Consider the following 17249-nt stretch of genomic DNA (forward strand, 5'->3'; position numbering starts at 1 on the left):
GTCTACTCGCACTTTCGCTGCTGGAATTCCATTTCGCGGTTAATACAGGCCAGCCCAGGCTTCGCGGCGCTGGGCGTCGGGGTCGCAGACCACCGTGTCGCGCGCACTCTTGATGATCCGGGTGCAGCGCCGTTCGGAGTCGTAGACGGGCCAGTCGTGTCCGTTCGACCAGTGGATCTCGCCGGTGTCCCACCCCTGAGAAGCGAAGTCGAGCCACGCCCGCTGCATGCGCCTGCCGACCGCAGGCTGCAGCCGCCGCCCCAGCGGGTGGATCTTGCGCCCGAGATATGACGCGTAGCTGTGCTGGATGTGCACGATCTCGCTGCCGTGGGTCGCGCCGAGGCCGAGCATGCGCAGGCTGAAGCCGAAGTGGTCGAAGCGGTACATGTGGGTCGGGGCGTGTGCGCTGTAGGCATCGGCGAACGCCCACGCCGGACCGCCGAACATGACGTCGGAGGCGAACGCCAGCAACTCCCTTCGGCGCGGATAGTGCGGGTACGCGGCCAGCATGCGCTGTCTGGCGTCGGGCGCGACGCGGGCGAAGTAGGCCTCCACGGACGCCTGGGTGGTCGGCAGCATCGGCGGTTTGGTCCAGGCGAACATCGACGCTTCGTGGCTGTTGGTTCCGATGATCAGCGGCACCCGCCGCAGGGTTCCCGCGCGCGCGGCGTCCACGGGGTGACGCGGCAGCAGGTCGACGCCGTAGGTCAAGCCGTAGGCCAACGTCGGCGTGCGCGCGGCGCTTTCGAGTTGCAGCCTGCCCGCCGTGCGGCGCAGCTCGCGTTGCGGTAACCCCTTGATCTCCGAGACCGGTACGCCGAGTCGGCGCACGAATTCGCGTGCCTGCTGGGCCCGCAGCTCGCGATCGGCGATCAGCGGCAGCGCCGGGCTCTGGGCGATCGCGCGGCTGAACAGACCGTCGGCGGCGGGGCTGGTGATCAGCGCGAGCACCGATGTGCCGCCAGCGGACTCACCGAACACCGTTACGCGGGACGGATCACCGCCGAAGGCCGCGATGTGGTCGCGGACCCACCGTAATGCGGCGATCTGGTCCCGCAGGGCCAGGTTGTCGTCGAACCCGTCGCCGAGGTCGCCGAGTTCGAAGCCACCGAAGACGCCGATCCGATAGGTGATGTTGACGACGACCACGTCGCCGTTGGCGGCCAGCCGCGAGCCGTTGTAGAGCTGGAACTGTCCGGCACCGAACACGAACGCGCCGCCGGGGATCCAGACCATCACCGGAAGCGACGCGCTGGTGTCAGGCGACCACACCGTCAAGGTCAGGCAGGCTTCGTCACGCGCCTTGGGATCGTCGCGGCCGCCGCCGACGAACGACTTGCCCTGCGGGGGCAGCGGCCCGTGCTCGATCGCGTCTCGCACGCCTGTCCACGGCCGCTTCGGGTCGGGACCGAGGAACCGGCGGTCGCCAACCGGCTGCTCGGCATACGGCACGCCTCGCCAGACCCCGACGCCGCCCTCGGTCGTGCCCCGGAGATCACCTAGGTCGGTATGCACGATGACCGGATGTCCGAGAACGGTGGCCACGACCGAATCGTAGTGTGCAAAGCTGAACGTCATGACCTTCAACGAAGGCATGCGAATCGACACCAGCACCGCCTCGTCCAGTGGTGGCGGAGGCGGCCCCGGTCGCGGCATCGCCGTCGGCGGCGGAGTCGGCGGCCTGCTCGTCCTCATAGTGGCGTTGTTCCTCGGCGTTGACCCCAGCACGGTGCCTCAGCAGGGCCAGTACGACAGTCAGGGTGTGCAGGCGCCGGGTTTCGACCTCAGCCAGTGCAAAACCGGCGCGGACGCAAACGCGATCCCCCAGTGCCGCGTACTCGCGACCGGCAACTCGCTCGACGCGATCTGGCCACAACTGATGCCCGACTACACGCGGCCCGGCGTTCATCTCTTCAAAAACAACGTCAACACGGCCTGCGGCCCGGCGACCAGCGAGGTCGGCCCCTTCTACTGCCCGGCGGATCAGACCGCTTATTTCGACGTCGAGTTCTTCGACGTGCTGCGCGACCAATTCGGTTCCAGCGGCGGCCCGTTGGCGCAGGAGTACGTGGTCGCACACGAGTACGGTCACCATGTTCAGAACCTCACCGGCGCGCTTCGGCAGTCGCAGGGGCCCGGCGCCGCGGGTCCGACCGGCGGCGGCGTGCGCACTGAACTGCAGGCCGACTGCTACGCGGGGGTGTGGGCGCACTACGCCGCCATCACCAAGCAGGAAGGCACCGACGTCACGTTCCTTCAGCCGTTGACGGACAAGGACATCGCCGACGCGCTGTCGGCCGCGGCCGCGGTGGGCGATGACCGCATCCAGAAGCAGACCACCGGCCGGGTCAACCCCGAGGCGTGGACGCACGGATCGGCCACGCAGAGGCAGAAGTGGTTCACCGAGGGCTACCGCACCGGTGATCCGCAGGCCTGCGACACGTTCTCCACGAACGACCTTGGGTAGGACGCCAACGGCCGTCGATGCCGTCGCCGAACGCTATCTCGACACTCTTGCCGAGCTCGACCCTTGTGCGGCAACCGAAATGGGCATCACCGGCCACGACCGCAACTACGACGAGAAAATCACCGACTACTCCCCCGACGGTGTCGCCGCACGTGCCGACGCCGCGCGCCGAACACTGCGCGAACTCGGCAACGTCACCGCCGAGGACGCTGTCGACGAGGTGACGGTGGCGGCGATGCGCGAGCGCCTCGGCATCGTGATCGACATCAACGACGCCGGGCTCGATATGGGCGAACTCAACGTAATCGCATCCCCGCTGCAGTCGATGCGCGATGTGTTCGACCTCATGCCCACGGACACCGACGACGACTGGGCGGTGATCGCACGCCGACTCTCGCAGGTGCCCGACCGTGTCGCCGGATATGCCGATGCGCTGCGGACCGCGACCACCACCGGCCATCCCCCCGCGGTGCGCCAGGTCGCGCGCGGCATCGAGCAGTCCGCAAGCATCCAGCACCTGTTGGTGGACATGGTCGCGGCCGCAGTCCCCGACAACGCAACGCTGCACGACGAACTGCAACAACACGCGGCCAACGCAGCGAACGCCTACCGCGAACTCGGCAGGATTCTCGGAGACGAGATCGCACCACATGCGCGCCTCGAGGACGCGGTGGGCCGCGAGGCCTACCGGTTGTGCTCGCGTTCCTTTCTCGGCGCCGAGGTCGATTTCGACGAGACATACGAGTGGGGCCTTCAGCGGCTGGAAAGCATTGTCGCCGAACAGGAGAAACTCGCCAAGCAGCTGTACCCCGGAACGTCGATCGCGGACGCCCTGCGGCGCCTAGACACCGAGGAGCGCTACCTCATCCACGGCGTGGACGCACTGCAGGTATGGATGCAAGACCTCTCCGACCGCGCTGTCGAGGCTCTCGCCGACACGCACTTCGACATCGCCGAACCACTGCGCCAGCTGGAGTGCCGGATCGCGCCCACTCACACCGGCGGCATCTATTACACCGGTCCGTCGGAAGACTTCAGCAGGCCCGGTCGGATGTGGTGGTCGGTCCCGCACGGCATCGACACCTTCCACACGTGGCAGGAGACGACGACGGTGTTCCACGAGGGCGTTCCGGGGCACCATCTGCAGATCGGGCGCGCTGTCGTGCGCGCCGACCAACTCAACCGATGGCGGCGACTGGGCTGTTTCGTGTCGGGCCACGGGGAGGGCTGGGCGCTCTACGCCGAACGGCTGATGGCCGAACTCGGTTGGCTCGACGATCCCGGCGACCACATCGGAATGCTTGATGCACAACGCTTTCGGGCCGCGCGCGTCGTAATTGACATCGGCGTGCACTGCGGTATGACCGCACCCGACGGCACCCTGTGGGATGTCGACAAGGCGTGGCAATTCCTGGTTTCGCACAGCGCGATGAACGAGGAGCACCTGCAGTTCGAACTCGACCGCTACCTCGGCTGGCCGGGCCAGGCGCCGTCGTATGCGATCGGCCAGCGAATCTGGCAACGGCTGCGCGACGAGACGCTGGGCCGGGGTGTGTCGCTCAAGGAGTTCCACGATCGCGCCCTGGATCTCGGCGGATTACCGCTCGACGTGCTCCGGTCCGCGATGACGCGCGATTTCGCCTCCGGCTGAGCCCCTTTCACTGCCCACTCGTACGCCCTAGCGTGGACGCATGGATTCCGTGGCCGTCACGCCGAACCTCACCATGCTCGTCGTCACCGGGTGGCAGGTCTACGCCTGGCGCGACGGTGACTCGGTCACGCTGATCGACACCGGGGCACCGGGATCCGGCGCAGCCATCGCCGAGGCGGTGCCCGCAATCGATCGGATAATCCTGACGCACGGACACGTCGACCACATCGGCTCGGCCGCCGAACTCCACAGGTCGACCGGTGCCCCGGTTGTCGCCGGCGCCGGGGATGCCGCCGCGATTCGCGACGGAGCTGCGCTGCCCCCACCGGTGTTCGAGGACTGGGAGGTGCCGATCCACGCGCGTGTCGCAGCAGGATTGCCCGATGCGGCCGAGCCCGTTCCCGTCGACCGGCAACTGCGCGACGGCGACATGCTGGATTTCGGCGGCGGCGCCGAGATCCTGTCGATACCGGGTCACACCGAGGGCAGCATCGCGATTCATCTGCCACATCACGGCGTGCTGCTCACCGGCGACACCATCGCCAACGTCGGCACGCTCATGCTCGGCACCTTCAACCAGGACCGTGCGCGCACGGTGGCGTCCTTCCGCCGCCTTGCCGCGCTCGACATCCACACCGCGTGTTTCGGTCACGGCGAGCCGATCGTCACCGGCGCGGGCGTCCGGCTTCGCGAGGTCGCGGCCACGTTGACGTGACCGGCTCCATCCGAATCGCCCAGCGAGTACCGTCACGACTGGCCAAAGGAGACACTCATGCGCATTGCAGTCGCAGGTGCGACGGGAAACATCGGCGCCCGCACCGCCGCCGCGCTCGAGCGCGACGGTCACGAGGTCGTCCCCATCAGCCGCTCACACGGGGTCGACCTGATGTCCGGTGAAGGTCTGGACGCCGCCCTCACCGGTGTGCAGGCCGTCGTCGACGCCATCAGCGCACCACCCACCGATCGTGACCGCACCATCGAGTACTTCGGCACCACCACACGCAACCTGCTCGCCGCCGAACAGCGCACGGGCGTCGGCCATCATGTGCTGCTGTCGATCGTCGGCATCCGCGACATCGAAGGCAATGCGCACTACTCGGGTAAGCGGGAACAGGAGCGGCTCGTCGCCGACGGACCGGTGCCGTGGACGATCGTGCCCGCCACCCAGTTTCACGACTTCGCGGCCATGGTCGCCGGTTGGTTCGAACAAGACGGGGTGTCGACCATCGCGCCGTTGCTCGTGCAACCGATCGCGCCCGACGACATCGCTGAGGTTCTCGCCGAGGTCGCCGTCGGCCAACCGCAGGGCCGGTATGTGGATGTCGCGGGGCCAGAGCCACAAGACCTCGTCGACATGGCCCGCCGGACGCTGGCCGCCAGGGGTAAACAGGTCAAGCTGGTCCCGACCTGGTCGGGCATGTTCGGGTTGTCGATGTCGGGAAATGTTTTGCTACCGGGCGAGAATGCGCGCATCGCCCCGACGACGTTCGACGACTGGCTCGCCGCCGGCGCCAACTGATCAGGAGTACTGGATGACCAACCCCGATACCCCGCTCGCCGGGAAAGTTGCCTACGTGACGGGCGCCGCTCGCGGACAGGGGCGTTCGCACTGCCTGCGGTTGGCACGCGCCGGCGCCGACATCGTCGCAATCGACGCGTGCGGTCCGGTCGCCGAGTACAACGGCTATCCGCCTGCACTCCCGGAGGATCTCGCCGAGACGGTCAGCCTCGTCGAGGGCGAGGGCCGCAAGATCGTCGCCGACCGGGTGGACGTCCGCGACCTCGCCGGACAGCAGCGGGTGGTCTCCGACGCAATCGAACAGTTCGGCCGCCTCGACATCGTCGTCGCCAACGCCGGTGTCATGAATTGGGGTCGGCTGTGGGAGATCTCGGCGCAACAGTGGCAGGAAGTCCTCGACGTCAACCTCACCGGTGTGTGGAACACGATCAAGGCCGCGGTGCCGCCGATGATCGAGGCGGGCAACGGCGGCTCGATCATCACGATCAGCTCGGCGGCGGGCATCAAGGCCGTCCCCGGCTGCGGCCACTACTGCGCCAGCAAGTTCGGCGTCGTCGGACTCACCAACTCGCTGGCGGTCGAACTCGGCGAGTTCGGCATCCGGGTCAACTCGGTGCATCCGTACGGCACCGACACCCCGATGGGCAACGACACGTCGATGTGGCAGGTCTTCGCCGACCACCAGACCTACATTCACAGCTTCTCCCCCGGCGCGCTGCCGACAGAGTCACTGGCGGACCCGGATCTGATCTCCGACATCGTCGTCTGGCTGGCCAGCGACGCCTCGTCGCTGCTGACCGCGGCTCAAATCCCCGCCGACAAGGGCTATCTCAAGATTTGAGCTTGCCGCGAGTCTGAGCTTATGCGTCAAATCCGGCCGAAACTTCGTGCAGAAGTTCAGTTTCGGTGAGCGGGCACCGGCCTTGTCACAGGCGCGACTGCTCCTTGATCGCCGTGTCGCTGGTGCGCAGCGGCCGGATCAGCGCGTCCTGGGTGAACGATGCGATGAGCTCACCGGCCTCGGTGTGCACGGTTCCGCGGACATACGACATGCCTGCGCCCACCTGCGTGCTCTCGTGGCTGTACAGCAGCCACCCGTCGAATGCGAACGGTTCGTGGAAGCTGACCGACACCGTCATCGGTGCGGTCGACACGGTGACGTGGGACTGCGCGGTGCCGATGCCCTCGTGGGCGCGCATGGTCGTCGAAATACCAAGGTGTCCAGTCAGATACGCGACGAGCGCCTTGGCGAGCTCATCGCGGTCAGGGGTCTTGTCGTAGCGCACCCAGGCGTACAGTTCCGGTGGGCCGACCTCGTCGGGGCTGTTGACGTCGACGACATCGACCAGCCGGATTTCGCGGCCGGCCATGGCCATGCGCGCGTCGTTCGCCTCGGCGGGCGACTTCACCTCAGGACGGGCGACGGCGTGCCGGATGACGTCGTCGGTCGGGACGTCGGTCAGCACGGTGACGGTGATGCAGCGCTTGCCGTTCTGCTTGGCCGCGACGACAGCGGTTGCGGTGGAACGGCCTTCGTTGACGACGTCGATCTCCAACTCGACCGGACCTGCCGCGACCATGACCGCCCGCGAGAACACCGCATGCGCTGACCGCACCGACTTGCCCTCGAACCGCTTGGCCACCGCCACGATCACCTGGGCGAGGACCTGGGTGCCCTCGACGACCTGCCGGTCCTCTTCACCGGCGGGCCCGGTCTCGGCGATGAATCGGTTGTCCCCGTCCTGGCGGACGTCGAACAAATCGAGCAGGGTGTCGACGGTCCACTGTTGTTGCGCTGAGTCTGTCGTCATGACAAGGAACAGTAACCGAGCTTCTACAAAAGCGGTAACGTCGTTACCAGTCGATCTCGAGCCGGAAGGTGACGACCATGGCCAAGCCGAGCGGGCGCCCCGCCACGGGCGCCACACGGCTGGCCGACGCCGCCGATGGCGACCCCCGGCCCAAGCGCTTCATGAAGTCGGCGCTGGCGATCCTCGGCGAGACCGGACGCACCGACTTCACCGTGCTCGAGGTCGTCGAGCGGTCGAAGACGTCGCTGCGGTCCTTCTATCAGCACTTCTCGACCAAGGACGAACTGCTGCTCGCACTCGTCGACAAGATCATGTCCGAGTCGACGCGCCGCTGGCGCGAGGACACCGCCGGCCTGCCTGCCGCGACGGCCCTTCGCGTGCTCATCGACCGGATCTGCACTCCGCCCGAGACCACCACCCAGGACAAGGTCAACCGCGGCCTGACCAACTACAACGACCGCCTCGCCGAGACCTTGCCGCGCGAATACTCGCGCGTGCTCTCACCGGTATACGAGCTGATCAAAGACATCATCAACCGCGGGATCGCCGAGGGCGTCTTCCGGCCGGACCTCAACGTCGACGCCCGGGCCGCGCTGATCATGCAGTCGTCGCTGGGCGCGATCCGGCTGCAGGTGCTCGGCGCGGAACTCAGCGGCATACCGGTCGGCGCCGACGACATCTACGACTTCTGCCTCAGCGGGCTCACCGGCCCGTCCAATAACGCTTGACCTGCGCCGCACCGGCAGAGAACAGCCTTCTCCAACGCCGCTGTTTCTGCTGGTCCCAAAGTGGTAATGTCATTACCACTAACAGCCAATCAGACTTGCAGGAGGCGAACATGACACGCCAGCTTCCGTATCCCGTGTTCGACGCGGACAACCACTTCTACGAGCCCAAAGAGGCGCTGACCAAGTTCCTGCCCGACCACCGCAAGCACGTCATCGACTACATCGAGGTGCGCGGACGGACCAAGATCATGGTGCGCAACCAGGTCAGCGACTACATCCCGAACCCGACCTTCGAGGTCGTCGCGCGCCCGGGCGCCCAGGAGGAGTACTTCAAGCACGGCAGCGGTGGCAAAAGCTTCCGCGAGGTGATGGGCAAGCCGATGAAGGCGATTCCGGCCTTCCGCGAACCCGCCGCGCGACTCGAGGTCATGGACGGCCTCGGCCTGGATTACTCGCTGATGTTCCCGACCCTGGCCAGCCTGGTCGAGGAGCGGATGAAGGACGATCCGGAACTGATCCTCGACGTCATCCACGCGCTCAACGAGTGGATGTACGAGACCTGGCAGTTCAACTACGAGGACCGGATCTTCTCCACCCCGGTGATCAACCTCGGCATCGTCGACCGCGCGCTCGAGGAACTCGAATGGTGTCTGGAGCGCGGCGCCAAGACGGTTCTGGTCCGGCCGGCGCCGGTGCCCGGTGTGCGCGGCACGCGGTCGTTCGGGCTGCCCGAGTTCGACCCGTTCTGGGACGCCTGCGTCAAGGCCGGTATTCCGGTATCGATGCACGCCTCGGACTCTGGCTACGCCGAGTACCTCAACGACTGGGAACCGGCCGATGAGTACCTGCCGTTCAAGCCGACCGCGTTCCGGATGGTGTCGATGGGCAAGCGGCCGATCGAGGACTCGATGGCCGCGCTGGTGTGCCACGGCGCGCTGACCCGCAATCCCGATCTGCGGATCCTGTCCATCGAGAACGGCGCCGACTGGGTGCCGTACCTGTTCAAGCAGTTCGAGGGCGTCTACAAGAAGATGCCGCAGGAGTTCCCCGAGAACCCGATCGAGGCGTTCAAGCGTGGGGTGTATGTCGCACCGTTCTGGGAGGACGACTTCGCCAAGATGGCCGACCTCATCGGCGTCGACCGGGTGATCTTCGGGTCGGATTGGCCGCACCCGGAGGGGCTGGCCGAGCCGACCCATCTGATCGACGACCTGCAGGGCCTCGACGAGGAAGGGCAGCGGAAGGTCATGGGCGGCAACATGATCGACCTGTTCAAGGTTCCCAACGAGATCGTCCACAACCCCGACGTGCCTGCGCTCGTCATCCCCGCCTGAGTTCAGGCGCCGTCGCGAAACGTGCGTGTCGATGCGTCGACACGCACGTTCGCACGATTACGAAAGAGAGCCCGTGACCGATAGCTCGAACAACGGCACGAATCCTGAGGTGCTGCTCTTTGCCTCGACGACGCAGTCGTTCCTCGAAAAGGAAGTGCCCCTGAGTCGGATACGCGAGATGCACGACGCCGGAAGCTCGTTCGACGCCGACTGGTGGCGTCGCGCCGTCGAACTGGGCTGGACCAGCCTCCTGGTTCCCGAGGAACTGGGCGGCGGCAGCGTCTCCGGGGAGGGAGTCAAGGATCTGGCGCTGGTCGCCGAGATCGCCGGCAAGACCGTCGCTCCCGGTCCGCTGCACCCGGTCAGCACCGTGCTCGCCGGACTGGTGGAGGCGCCCGCCGGCCACGAGGACACCATCGAGGCGCTGGTCGCCGGTGAGACGGTGGCCAGCTGGGCGGTCTACGAGCCCGGGCAGCAGTGGTCACCGCTGACGCCGACCGTCACCGCCACCGCCACCGCGACCGGGTTCCGTATCGACGGGGTCAAGGACCGGGTCGAGGCCGGCGCCGAAAGCGCATTGTTCTTGGTCACAGCACAATGTGACGACGGTATCCGGCAATTCCTCTTACCCGCCGACACACCCGGTGTGCGCGTGGAGCCGCAGCGCTCGATCGACATGGTCAAGACCTACGCCCGCGTGCACTTCGACGGGGTCGAGGTCGATGCGGGCGCCGCGGTGGGCACCGCCGACCAGACACCGGCCTTGATCGAGCGGCAGACCCAGATCGCCTGCGTACTGCAGTGCGCGGAGGTGGTCGGCATCCTGGATACGGTGCTGGCCTTCACGATTCAGTGGGGTTTCGACCGGCTTTCCTTCGGTCGCCCCCTTGGCTCGTATCAGGCGCTCAAGCACAAGTACGCCGACCTGAAGATCTGGTTCGAAGGATGCCGTGCCACGACCAACGCAGCGGTGGCCGAGGTGGCCGCGCGGACGCCCGGTGCGGCGATGGCCGTCAGCGTCGCGAAATCGTACGTGGGCGAATACTCACCGGGCATGTTGCAGCTGTGCGTGCAGCTGCACGGCGGCATCGGGGTGACGTGGGAACACGACCTGCACCTGTTCCTGCGACGAACCACGTTGAACCGCTCGATGTTCGGCACTCCCGAGGAGCACAACCTGCGCGTCTACTCGCTCACCAAGAACCTGGAGCATGCGTCATGACCGAGACCACATCGGCCCCCGCCGCGACCGCCACCACGGAGTCGGTCGAGGAGTTCGCCGCTCGAGCCGAAGCCTGGCTGGCGGAGAACATGCCGCCCATCGATCCGAACAATCCCCCCGAACACGACCGCGGTGAAGAGGAGCCGTGGCTGCGCGCGCGGGAACTCCAGAAGCGGTTGTGGGAGGGCGGATTCGCCGGCATCTGTTTCCCCAAGGAGTACGGCGGGCTCGGTCTGCCGATCGCCTACCAGAAGGCGTTCGACAGGGTCTCGCGTGCATATGAGCTGCCGATCATCCTCAACACCCCGACGTTCACGATCTGCGCGGCCACCATCCTCGACACCGGTAGCGAACAGCAGAAACGACAGCACATCTCCGCGGCGCTGCGCGGCGACGAGGTGCTGGTGCAGCTGCTGTCGGAACCGAGCGGCGGCTCCGACCTCGCCGGTGTGATCACCCGCGCCGACCGCAAAGGCGACAAGTGGGTGATCAACGGGGCAAAGACTTGGAGCACAAGCGCTTTCGCCGCTGACTACGGGTTGATGCTGGCACGCACCAACTGGGACGTGCCCAAGCACGAGGGTTTGACGATGTTCCTGGTGCCCATCGACAGCCCCGGCATCACGCTGCGCCGCATCAAGCAGGTCAACGGTTCCGTCGAGTTCTGCGAGGAGTTCTTCGACAACCTCGAACTCGACGACGACGCCGTGGTCGGCGAGGTCGACGCGGGCTGGCACGTCGCCTCCCGACAGCTGTACCACGAGCGGCGCGCGGTCGGCGGCGGATCGGAGTTCGCCAGCGGGATCGGCGCCGAGGGCAAATCCGATGTCCCGACCAATTACGTTGAGCTGCTAGAGAAGGCCGGTCAGGCCGACAACGCGCGGCTTCAGGAGATGGCCGGGCGCGCGCTGGTGCACCGGACCGTTCGCGAGCAGCTGATCGACCACGTCTACCACGGTGTGCTCGACGGCTCGCTACCGCCGGCCGCCGGGTCGATCATCCGCATCGCGCACGCCGACGTCCATCACGTCGAGTTCGACACGGCGCTGGCGATCACCGGCAGCGCGGGTGTGGTCGACGTCGACGGTGTGCTGATCCGTCACGGCGAGCGATACCTGTCGCGCCAAGCCGCCGCCCTCGGGGGCGGCACGACCGAGATCGCGCGCAACATCATCGGCGAGCGCGTGCTCGGCTTCCCCCGCGAACCCGCCGCCGACCGCGACGTGCCGTTCAAGGAGGTCAAGCGCAACAGGAGCTGACCCTTTTCTCAGAACAGGGTGGGTTGCAACGCTGGGACGGGTACAGGCGCGGGCGGTGTGGCCGCGGCGCGGAACGACCGGCGGTCGGGCGCCAGGCCGTACTTGGCGACAAGCGGTGCCGCCCGGTGGTGCAACATCTTCCGATAGTCCTGCGGCAGGTAGGCGCCGCGGCGATACAGCTCGCGGTACTTTCCCACCAGCTCCGGGTGCGAGCCGGCCAGCCAGTTCATGAACCAGCCGCGCGTCGAACCGCGCAGGTGCAGGCCGAAGACGGTGACACCGGTGGCGCCCGCCGCCGCGATCTGGGCGAGCAGCGCCTCGAGATGCTCGGCCGAGTCCGTCAGATGCGGCAACACCGGCGCCACCATCACATGGCAGTCCAGACCGGCGTCGCGGATCGCGGCGATCAGCCCGAGCCGCGCCTGCGGCGACGGTGTGCCCGGTTCGACTTCCCTGTGCAGCACGGGATCTTCGATGGCGAGCGAAACCGCCACGCTGACGTCGACCTGACGGGCGGCCTCGCGGATCAGCGGCAAGTCGCGTCGCAGCAGCGTGCCCTTGGTGAGGATGGAGAACGGGGTGCCGGAATCGGTCAGGGCCGAGATGATCCCCGGCATGAGCGCATAGCGGCCCTCGGCCCGCTGGTAGGGATCGGTGTTGGTGCCCAACGCCACCGTCTCACGCTGCCACGACCGCCGCGACAGTTCGCGGCGTAGCACGTCGGCCACGTTGGTCTTGACCACGACCTGACTGTCGAAGTCGCTGCCGGAGTCCAGATCGAGATATTCGTGCGTGGGCCTCGCGAAGCAATAGCGACAGGCGTGCGAGCATCCGCGGTAGCCGTTGACCGTGAACCGGAACGGCAGCATGGCCCCGTTGGGCACCTTGTTGAGCGCCGATTTGCACAGCACTTCGTGGAATGTGATGCCCTCGAACTGCGGCGTCCGCACGCTGCGCACGAAACCGATACGCTGCAGGCCGGGCAGCGCACCGTCGTCGACGCCGACACCCTGACCATCCCACCGCATACACTCGATTCGAACTCACGTTCGATGGGTTGTCAAGGTCGACGCGCTCGAGCGCTTTGCAGGACAGATATTGGGGGCGATGTGGCGAGCGAAAGCCACGAGGACGAGCTGCGCTCCGAGCAGCGCTACATCGACGGGTTGTACGCGCGACTCGACGCCGAACGCGCACGGGTGCGGGCGCACTACGACGCGGCGCTGCGCGGTGACGGCGGCTCACTGGTCGACCGTGATGCCGAGGTGCGCGCGGTGGCCAAGCGGATGAACCGGCTCAACGTGGCCGACCACGGGCTGTGCTTCGGTCGGCTGGACAGCGTCACGGGCGATCGTCTCTACATCGGTCGTATCGGGTTAATGGACGAGGCCAACGAGTACGAGCCGCTGCTTCTCGACTGGCGGGCTCCCGCGGCGCGCCCGTTCTACGTCGCCACCGCGGCCCACCCCGAGGGCATGCGCCGCCGGCGCCAGTTCCACTCCATCGGGCGTCGCATCACCGATTTCACCGACGAGACCCTGGGCAGGCCCACCGAAGGTGCGCAGGGTGACGCCGCGTTACTCGCAGCGGTCAACGCGCCCCGCGGCGAGGGCATGCGCGACATCGTCGCGACCATCCAGTCCGAACAGGACGAGATCATCCGGCTCGAGCACCCGGGCGTCCTGGTGATCGAGGGCGGCCCGGGCACGGGCAAGACCGTCGTCGCACTGCACCGTGTCGCCTACCTGCTCTACACGCAGCGGGAGCGGATGGAACGCCACGGCGTGCTGGTGATCGGCCCGAACACCGCGTTCCTACGGCACATCGACCGGGTGCTGCCCTCGCTCGGTGAGACCAACGTCGTGTTCATGACGACCGGTGACCTCGTTCCTGGCCTGCGGGTCACCGCCGAGGACACTCCCGACGCGGCACGGGCGAAGGGGTCGCTGACGATCTTGGACGTGCTGGCCGCGGCGATCGCCGACCGGCAACGGGTCCCCGAAGAACCGGTGCCGATCAAGCTGGCCGACGTCACGGTGCGAATCGATGCCGAGACGGCCGAGTGGGCGATCCAGGAAGCCCGCGACAGCGGCTTGCCGCACAACGACGCGCGCGCGGTGTTCGTCGACGTCATCACCTGGGCGCTCACCGAGCGGGCGATCGCCCGCATCGGCAAGGGCTGGCTGACCCGCGACGACAAGGCGGCGTGGGAACACCTGCGCGCCGAGCTTCTCGACGAACTCGGTGACCACGACGCGTTCAACACCGCCCTCGACGAGCTGTGGCCGCAGCTGACACCGGAGGCCTTGCTGGCCGGGCTCTACGAGTCGGTTGAACGACTCAGCGCCGTAGGCGCCGACGAGTCCCTGCTGCGCGCCCAAGGCGATGCCTGGACGGTGTCGGACGTGCCGCTGCTCGACGAGCTGGTCGACATGCTGGGCGGCATCAAACCGGACCCCGCGGCCGAGACTCAGCGGCAGGAGGAGGCCGCGTACGCCGCCGGCGTGCTGGACCTGATGGTGGCCCGCGAGGACCTGATGGCCGACGAGGATCACCTGCTCGCCACCGACCTCATCGGCGCCGAAGACCTCGCCGACCGGTTCGTCGAGCGCGACAACCGTGACCTCGCTGAACGTGCTGCGGCAGACCGTGATTGGACATACCGGCACGTCGTCGTCGACGAGGCGCAGGAGCTTTCGGAGATGGACTGGCGGGTGCTGATGCGTCGGTGTCCCAGCAAGTCCTTCACCGTGGTGGGCGATCTGGCGCAACGCCGATCAGCAGCGGGCGCCACGTCGTGGGGCTCGATGCTCGATCCGTATGTGCCCGGGCGCTGGGTGTATCGGCCGCTGTCGGTGAACTACCGCACGCCCGCCGAGATCATGGACATCGCCGCGGGCCTGCTCGCCGAGTTCGCGCCCGACGTGCGGCCACCCGAATCCGTTCGCGCATGCGGTGTTCGGCCATGGGCGCGCCTCATCGAAACCGACGAACTACCCGGCGCGATCGAGGAGTTCCGGCGCGACGAAGACAGCCGCGACGGGACCAGCATCGTGATCGGGCCTGCGGGAATGGCGGGGACCATGTCACCGTCGGAGATCAAAGGATTGGAGTTCGACGCGGTTCTCGTCGTCGAGCCGGGCCGAATCCTGGCCGACGGTCCTCGCGGGGCGGCCGACCTCTACGTCGCGCTCACCCGCGCGACACAGCGGCTCGGTGTGCTGCACACCGAGCCGCTGCCACCCACGTTGAAATTGTCCGAGCTCCAGAGCGTGGCCGACTGAGCGGCCGCGATACCTACCGCGGTGCGGTCACCACTGGCTGAGCTGGCACTGCACCGTGTACGTGCCGTCCTGCTGCACCGCCACCTCACCGTCGATCGCGATCTCGCAGTGTGGGTTCGGGGAGGCTTGCATGGCGTGGACGCCCGTGCTCGCGGTGAGGATCGCCCACTGCGGGTCGGCCATCGTCGTCTCGAACACCCACGGCACGCCCGGCTGCAAGACCACTTCTTCCTTCTTCAGGTACGCATACGCGTCGGCGTTGTAGGCCTCCTTGTTCGGAGGCTGAGCCGTCAGATAGTTGAGTTGGAAGTCGGCAGGAGCCGTTGACGTCAGCGTGTACCGGACCACGTGGCCTTCCGACTGGGCATTCGCCGTCGCATGGCTGACCGCGACTGACGCCGCCGCCACCATGAGAGCCGCCCCGACCTTGGTTGTAGCTGTTCGCATGTTCGTCACATCGCCGGACGGTACCAAACCGTTACAGCCGCGGCGGCACCGCGACCGAGCGCCGTTTGTGCGCCGCTTAACGGCGAACGACCTGCGGAGAAGTCACAGGTTAATTTGTTCGTCACACGCAGACATTTCCCAGAAACACCGTCGCTCTAACGTCCCGATTCGACAACCACGCGACGTCGGGACCCTCGCGCCCGACTCGACGCTCATCGACCGATGTGCGCTGCGGATATATAGGGAAAGGCTGTTCATGCGACTACCACGACGGTCCTCCGTGAGACGTTCAGCCCTTGTTGCCGGCGGAATCGTCGCCGCGACAAGCTTGGTGCTGGCCGGCTGCGGAAGCAAGGCGACCGAGTCGGATTCGACGAACGCCCAATCGTGCGTCGACACCTCGGGCCCGACGATCAAAGTGGGTGCGCTGAACTCGTTGTCGGGCACGATGGCCATCTCCGAAGTGACCGTCCGCAACGCCATCGACCTCGCGGTGGAGCAGATAAACGCCTCCGGCGGTGTGATGGGCAAGCAGATCCAGCTCGTCGGCGAGGACGGCGCGTCCGAGCCGACGGTGTTCGCTGAGAAGGCCGAAAAGCTCATCAGCAGTGACTGCGTCGCAGCGGTGTTCGGCGGGTGGACCTCGTCGTCGCGCAAGGCGATGCTGCCGGTCTTCGAGAGCGCCAACTCGCTGCTGTATTACCCCGTGCAGTACGAAGGCCTGGAGTCGTCGAAGAACATCTTCTACACCGGCGCTACCACCAATCAACAGATCGTGCCCGCGCTGGACTACCTCAAAGAAAAGGGCGTCAAGTCGCTTTATCTGGTCGGCAGCGACTACGTGTTCCCGCAGACCGCCAACCGGATCATCAAGGCATACGCGGGCGCCAACGGCATCGAGATCAAGGGCGAGGACTACACGCCGCTGGGCTCGACGGATTTCTCGACCATCGTCAACAAGGTCCGCACCGCCAATGCCGACGCCGTGTTCAACACGCTCAACGGGGATTCGAACGTGGCCTTCTTCCGGGAGTACCGCAACGTCGGCCTGACCCCGGAGGCGATGCCGGTGGTGTCGGTGTCGATCGCCGAGGAAGAGGTCGGCGGCATCGGCATCGGCAACATCACCGGCCAACTCACCGCCTGGAACTACTACGAGACCGTCGACAACCCGGTCAACAAGGCGTTCGTCAAGGCCTACAAGGACAAGTACGGCGCCAACAAGCCGACGTCGGATCCGATGGAGGCCGCCTACGTCTCGGTGTACCTGTGGAAGAACACGGTGGAGAAGGCGAAGTCGTTCGACGTCAAGGCGATTCAGGACAATGCGGGTGGCGTGACGTTCGACGCCCCGGAGGGCCTGGTCACCATCGACGGGGAGAACCACCACATCACCAAGACCGCGCGTATCGGCGAGATCCGGCCCGACGGGCTGATCTACACGGTCTGGGAGTCGCCGGGACCGATCGAACCCGACCCCTATCTCAAGTCGTATCCGTGGGCGGCCGGCCTGTCCAGCTGAGGCTC

At 66.8% G+C, this 17249-nt stretch carries 15 protein-coding genes; 11 read left to right on the top strand and 4 right to left on the bottom strand.

From position 1 onward, the window contains the following. Nucleotides 1–39: 39 nt before the first annotated feature. A complete protein-coding gene (locus tag A5759_RS10860) occupies nucleotides 40–1578 on the bottom strand; it encodes a carboxylesterase/lipase family protein (protein ID WP_156616888.1) in 1539 nt (512 codons plus the stop codon). On the opposite strand from A5759_RS10860, the gene A5759_RS10865 reads away from it, so the two are divergent. The 5 genes from A5759_RS10865 to A5759_RS10885 are packed head-to-tail and all read left to right on the top strand — an operon-like array spanning nucleotide 1577 to nucleotide 6478. Next, nucleotides 1577–2467, top strand: a complete 891-nt coding sequence (locus tag A5759_RS10865) for a neutral zinc metallopeptidase (RefSeq protein ID WP_064425975.1) — start codon at nucleotides 1577–1579, stop codon at nucleotides 2465–2467. The genes A5759_RS10860 and A5759_RS10865 overlap by 2 nt on opposite strands. Then, nucleotides 2460–4118, top strand: coding sequence for a DUF885 domain-containing protein (locus A5759_RS10870; protein ID WP_068197315.1), 1659 nt, complete (start codon nucleotides 2460–2462; stop codon nucleotides 4116–4118). Before A5759_RS10865 ends, A5759_RS10870 begins: the two co-directional genes overlap by 8 nt. Before the next feature lie 40 nt (nucleotides 4119–4158). Beyond that, nucleotides 4159–4833, top strand: a complete 675-nt coding sequence (locus A5759_RS10875; protein ID WP_068197317.1) for an MBL fold metallo-hydrolase — start codon at nucleotides 4159–4161, stop codon at nucleotides 4831–4833. Nucleotides 4834–4890: 57 nt separating this feature from the next. Continuing rightward, the gene (locus tag A5759_RS10880) at nucleotides 4891–5637 is read left to right on the top strand and encodes an SDR family oxidoreductase (protein WP_064395396.1); all 747 of its coding nucleotides are present in this window, start codon (nucleotides 4891–4893) and stop codon (nucleotides 5635–5637) included. Nucleotides 5638–5650: 13 nt separating this feature from the next. Beyond that, a complete protein-coding gene (locus A5759_RS10885) occupies nucleotides 5651–6478 on the top strand; it encodes a mycofactocin-coupled SDR family oxidoreductase (RefSeq protein ID WP_064395395.1) in 828 nt (275 codons plus the stop codon). 85 nt (nucleotides 6479–6563) lie between these two features. On the opposite strand, the gene A5759_RS10890 is transcribed toward A5759_RS10885, so the two are convergent. Continuing rightward, complete coding sequence (locus A5759_RS10890; protein ID WP_064395394.1) at nucleotides 6564–7448, bottom strand: acyl-CoA thioesterase II; 885 nt, start codon at nucleotides 7446–7448, stop codon at nucleotides 6564–6566. 77 nt (nucleotides 7449–7525) lie between these two features. Here A5759_RS10890 and A5759_RS10895 point away from each other — a divergent pair, with 77 nt between their 5' ends. The 4 genes from A5759_RS10895 (at nucleotide 7526) to A5759_RS10910 (ending at nucleotide 11991) form a co-directional block, all read left to right on the top strand. Then, a complete protein-coding gene (locus A5759_RS10895; RefSeq protein WP_064395621.1) occupies nucleotides 7526–8176 on the top strand; it encodes a TetR/AcrR family transcriptional regulator in 651 nt (216 codons plus the stop codon). A 110-nt stretch (nucleotides 8177–8286) separates the two neighbouring features. Continuing rightward, nucleotides 8287–9510, top strand: coding sequence for an amidohydrolase family protein (locus A5759_RS10900; protein WP_064395393.1), 1224 nt, complete (start codon nucleotides 8287–8289; stop codon nucleotides 9508–9510). Nucleotides 9511–9583: 73 nt separating this feature from the next. After that, nucleotides 9584–10732 carry an acyl-CoA dehydrogenase family protein gene (locus A5759_RS10905; protein WP_064395392.1) on the top strand — a complete coding sequence of 383 codons (1149 nt, stop codon included), beginning with the start codon at nucleotides 9584–9586 and terminating at the stop codon, nucleotides 10730–10732. Beyond that, complete coding sequence (locus A5759_RS10910) at nucleotides 10729–11991, top strand: acyl-CoA dehydrogenase family protein (RefSeq protein ID WP_064428418.1); 1263 nt, start codon at nucleotides 10729–10731, stop codon at nucleotides 11989–11991. Before A5759_RS10905 ends, A5759_RS10910 begins: the two co-directional genes overlap by 4 nt. An 8-nt stretch (nucleotides 11992–11999) precedes the next feature. Here A5759_RS10910 and A5759_RS10915 read toward each other — a convergent pair whose 3' ends face one another. Next, nucleotides 12000–13019, bottom strand: a complete 1020-nt coding sequence (locus tag A5759_RS10915; RefSeq protein ID WP_068197320.1) for an Rv2578c family radical SAM protein — start codon at nucleotides 13017–13019, stop codon at nucleotides 12000–12002. A gap of 81 nt (nucleotides 13020–13100) precedes the next feature. Between A5759_RS10915 and helR the strand changes: the two genes are divergently transcribed. Continuing rightward, nucleotides 13101–15275: an RNA polymerase recycling motor ATPase HelR gene (gene helR, locus A5759_RS10920; RefSeq protein WP_068197323.1), complete on the top strand. Its 2175-nt coding sequence runs from the start codon at nucleotides 13101–13103 to the stop codon at nucleotides 15273–15275. A gap of 27 nt (nucleotides 15276–15302) precedes the next feature. Here the strand turns inward: helR and A5759_RS10925 are convergent, their stop codons facing one another. Next, nucleotides 15303–15722: a hypothetical protein gene (locus tag A5759_RS10925; protein ID WP_120275537.1), complete on the bottom strand. Its 420-nt coding sequence runs from the start codon at nucleotides 15720–15722 to the stop codon at nucleotides 15303–15305. A gap of 256 nt (nucleotides 15723–15978) precedes the next feature. Between A5759_RS10925 and urtA the strand changes: the two genes are divergently transcribed. After that, a complete protein-coding gene (gene urtA, locus A5759_RS10930; RefSeq protein ID WP_064395388.1) occupies nucleotides 15979–17244 on the top strand; it encodes an urea ABC transporter substrate-binding protein in 1266 nt (421 codons plus the stop codon). Nucleotides 17245–17249: the final 5 nt, after the last annotated feature.

Source organism: Mycobacterium sp. 852014-52144_SCH5372336 (assembly GCF_001665615.1).
In the GTDB taxonomy this organism is placed as follows: Bacteria; Actinomycetota; Actinomycetes; order Mycobacteriales; family Mycobacteriaceae; genus Mycobacterium; species Mycobacterium neumannii_A.

Excerpts from the sequence above, each read along its gene's own strand:
- A5759_RS10895 (WP_064395621.1), top strand. The coding sequence starts at position 7,526 with ATGGCCAAGCCGAGCGGGCGCCCCGCCACGGGCGCCACACGGCTGGCC.
- urtA (WP_064395388.1), top strand. The coding sequence starts at position 15,979 with ATGCGACTACCACGACGGTCCTCCGTGAGACGTTCAGCCCTTGTTGCC.
- A5759_RS10915 (WP_068197320.1), bottom strand. The coding sequence starts at position 13,019 with ATGCGGTGGGATGGTCAGGGTGTCGGCGTCGACGACGGTGCGCTGCCC.
- A5759_RS10890 (WP_064395394.1), bottom strand. The coding sequence starts at position 7,448 with ATGACGACAGACTCAGCGCAACAACAGTGGACCGTCGACACCCTGCTC.
- A5759_RS10885 (WP_064395395.1), top strand. The coding sequence starts at position 5,651 with ATGACCAACCCCGATACCCCGCTCGCCGGGAAAGTTGCCTACGTGACG.
- A5759_RS10910 (WP_064428418.1), top strand. The coding sequence starts at position 10,729 with ATGACCGAGACCACATCGGCCCCCGCCGCGACCGCCACCACGGAGTCG.
- A5759_RS10865 (WP_064425975.1), top strand. The coding sequence starts at position 1,577 with ATGACCTTCAACGAAGGCATGCGAATCGACACCAGCACCGCCTCGTCC.
- A5759_RS10900 (WP_064395393.1), top strand. The coding sequence starts at position 8,287 with ATGACACGCCAGCTTCCGTATCCCGTGTTCGACGCGGACAACCACTTC.
- A5759_RS10925 (WP_120275537.1), bottom strand. The coding sequence starts at position 15,722 with ATGCGAACAGCTACAACCAAGGTCGGGGCGGCTCTCATGGTGGCGGCG.
- A5759_RS10875 (WP_068197317.1), top strand. The coding sequence starts at position 4,159 with ATGGATTCCGTGGCCGTCACGCCGAACCTCACCATGCTCGTCGTCACC.
- A5759_RS10860 (WP_156616888.1), bottom strand. The coding sequence starts at position 1,578 with ATGACGTTCAGCTTTGCACACTACGATTCGGTCGTGGCCACCGTTCTC.
- A5759_RS10880 (WP_064395396.1), top strand. The coding sequence starts at position 4,891 with ATGCGCATTGCAGTCGCAGGTGCGACGGGAAACATCGGCGCCCGCACC.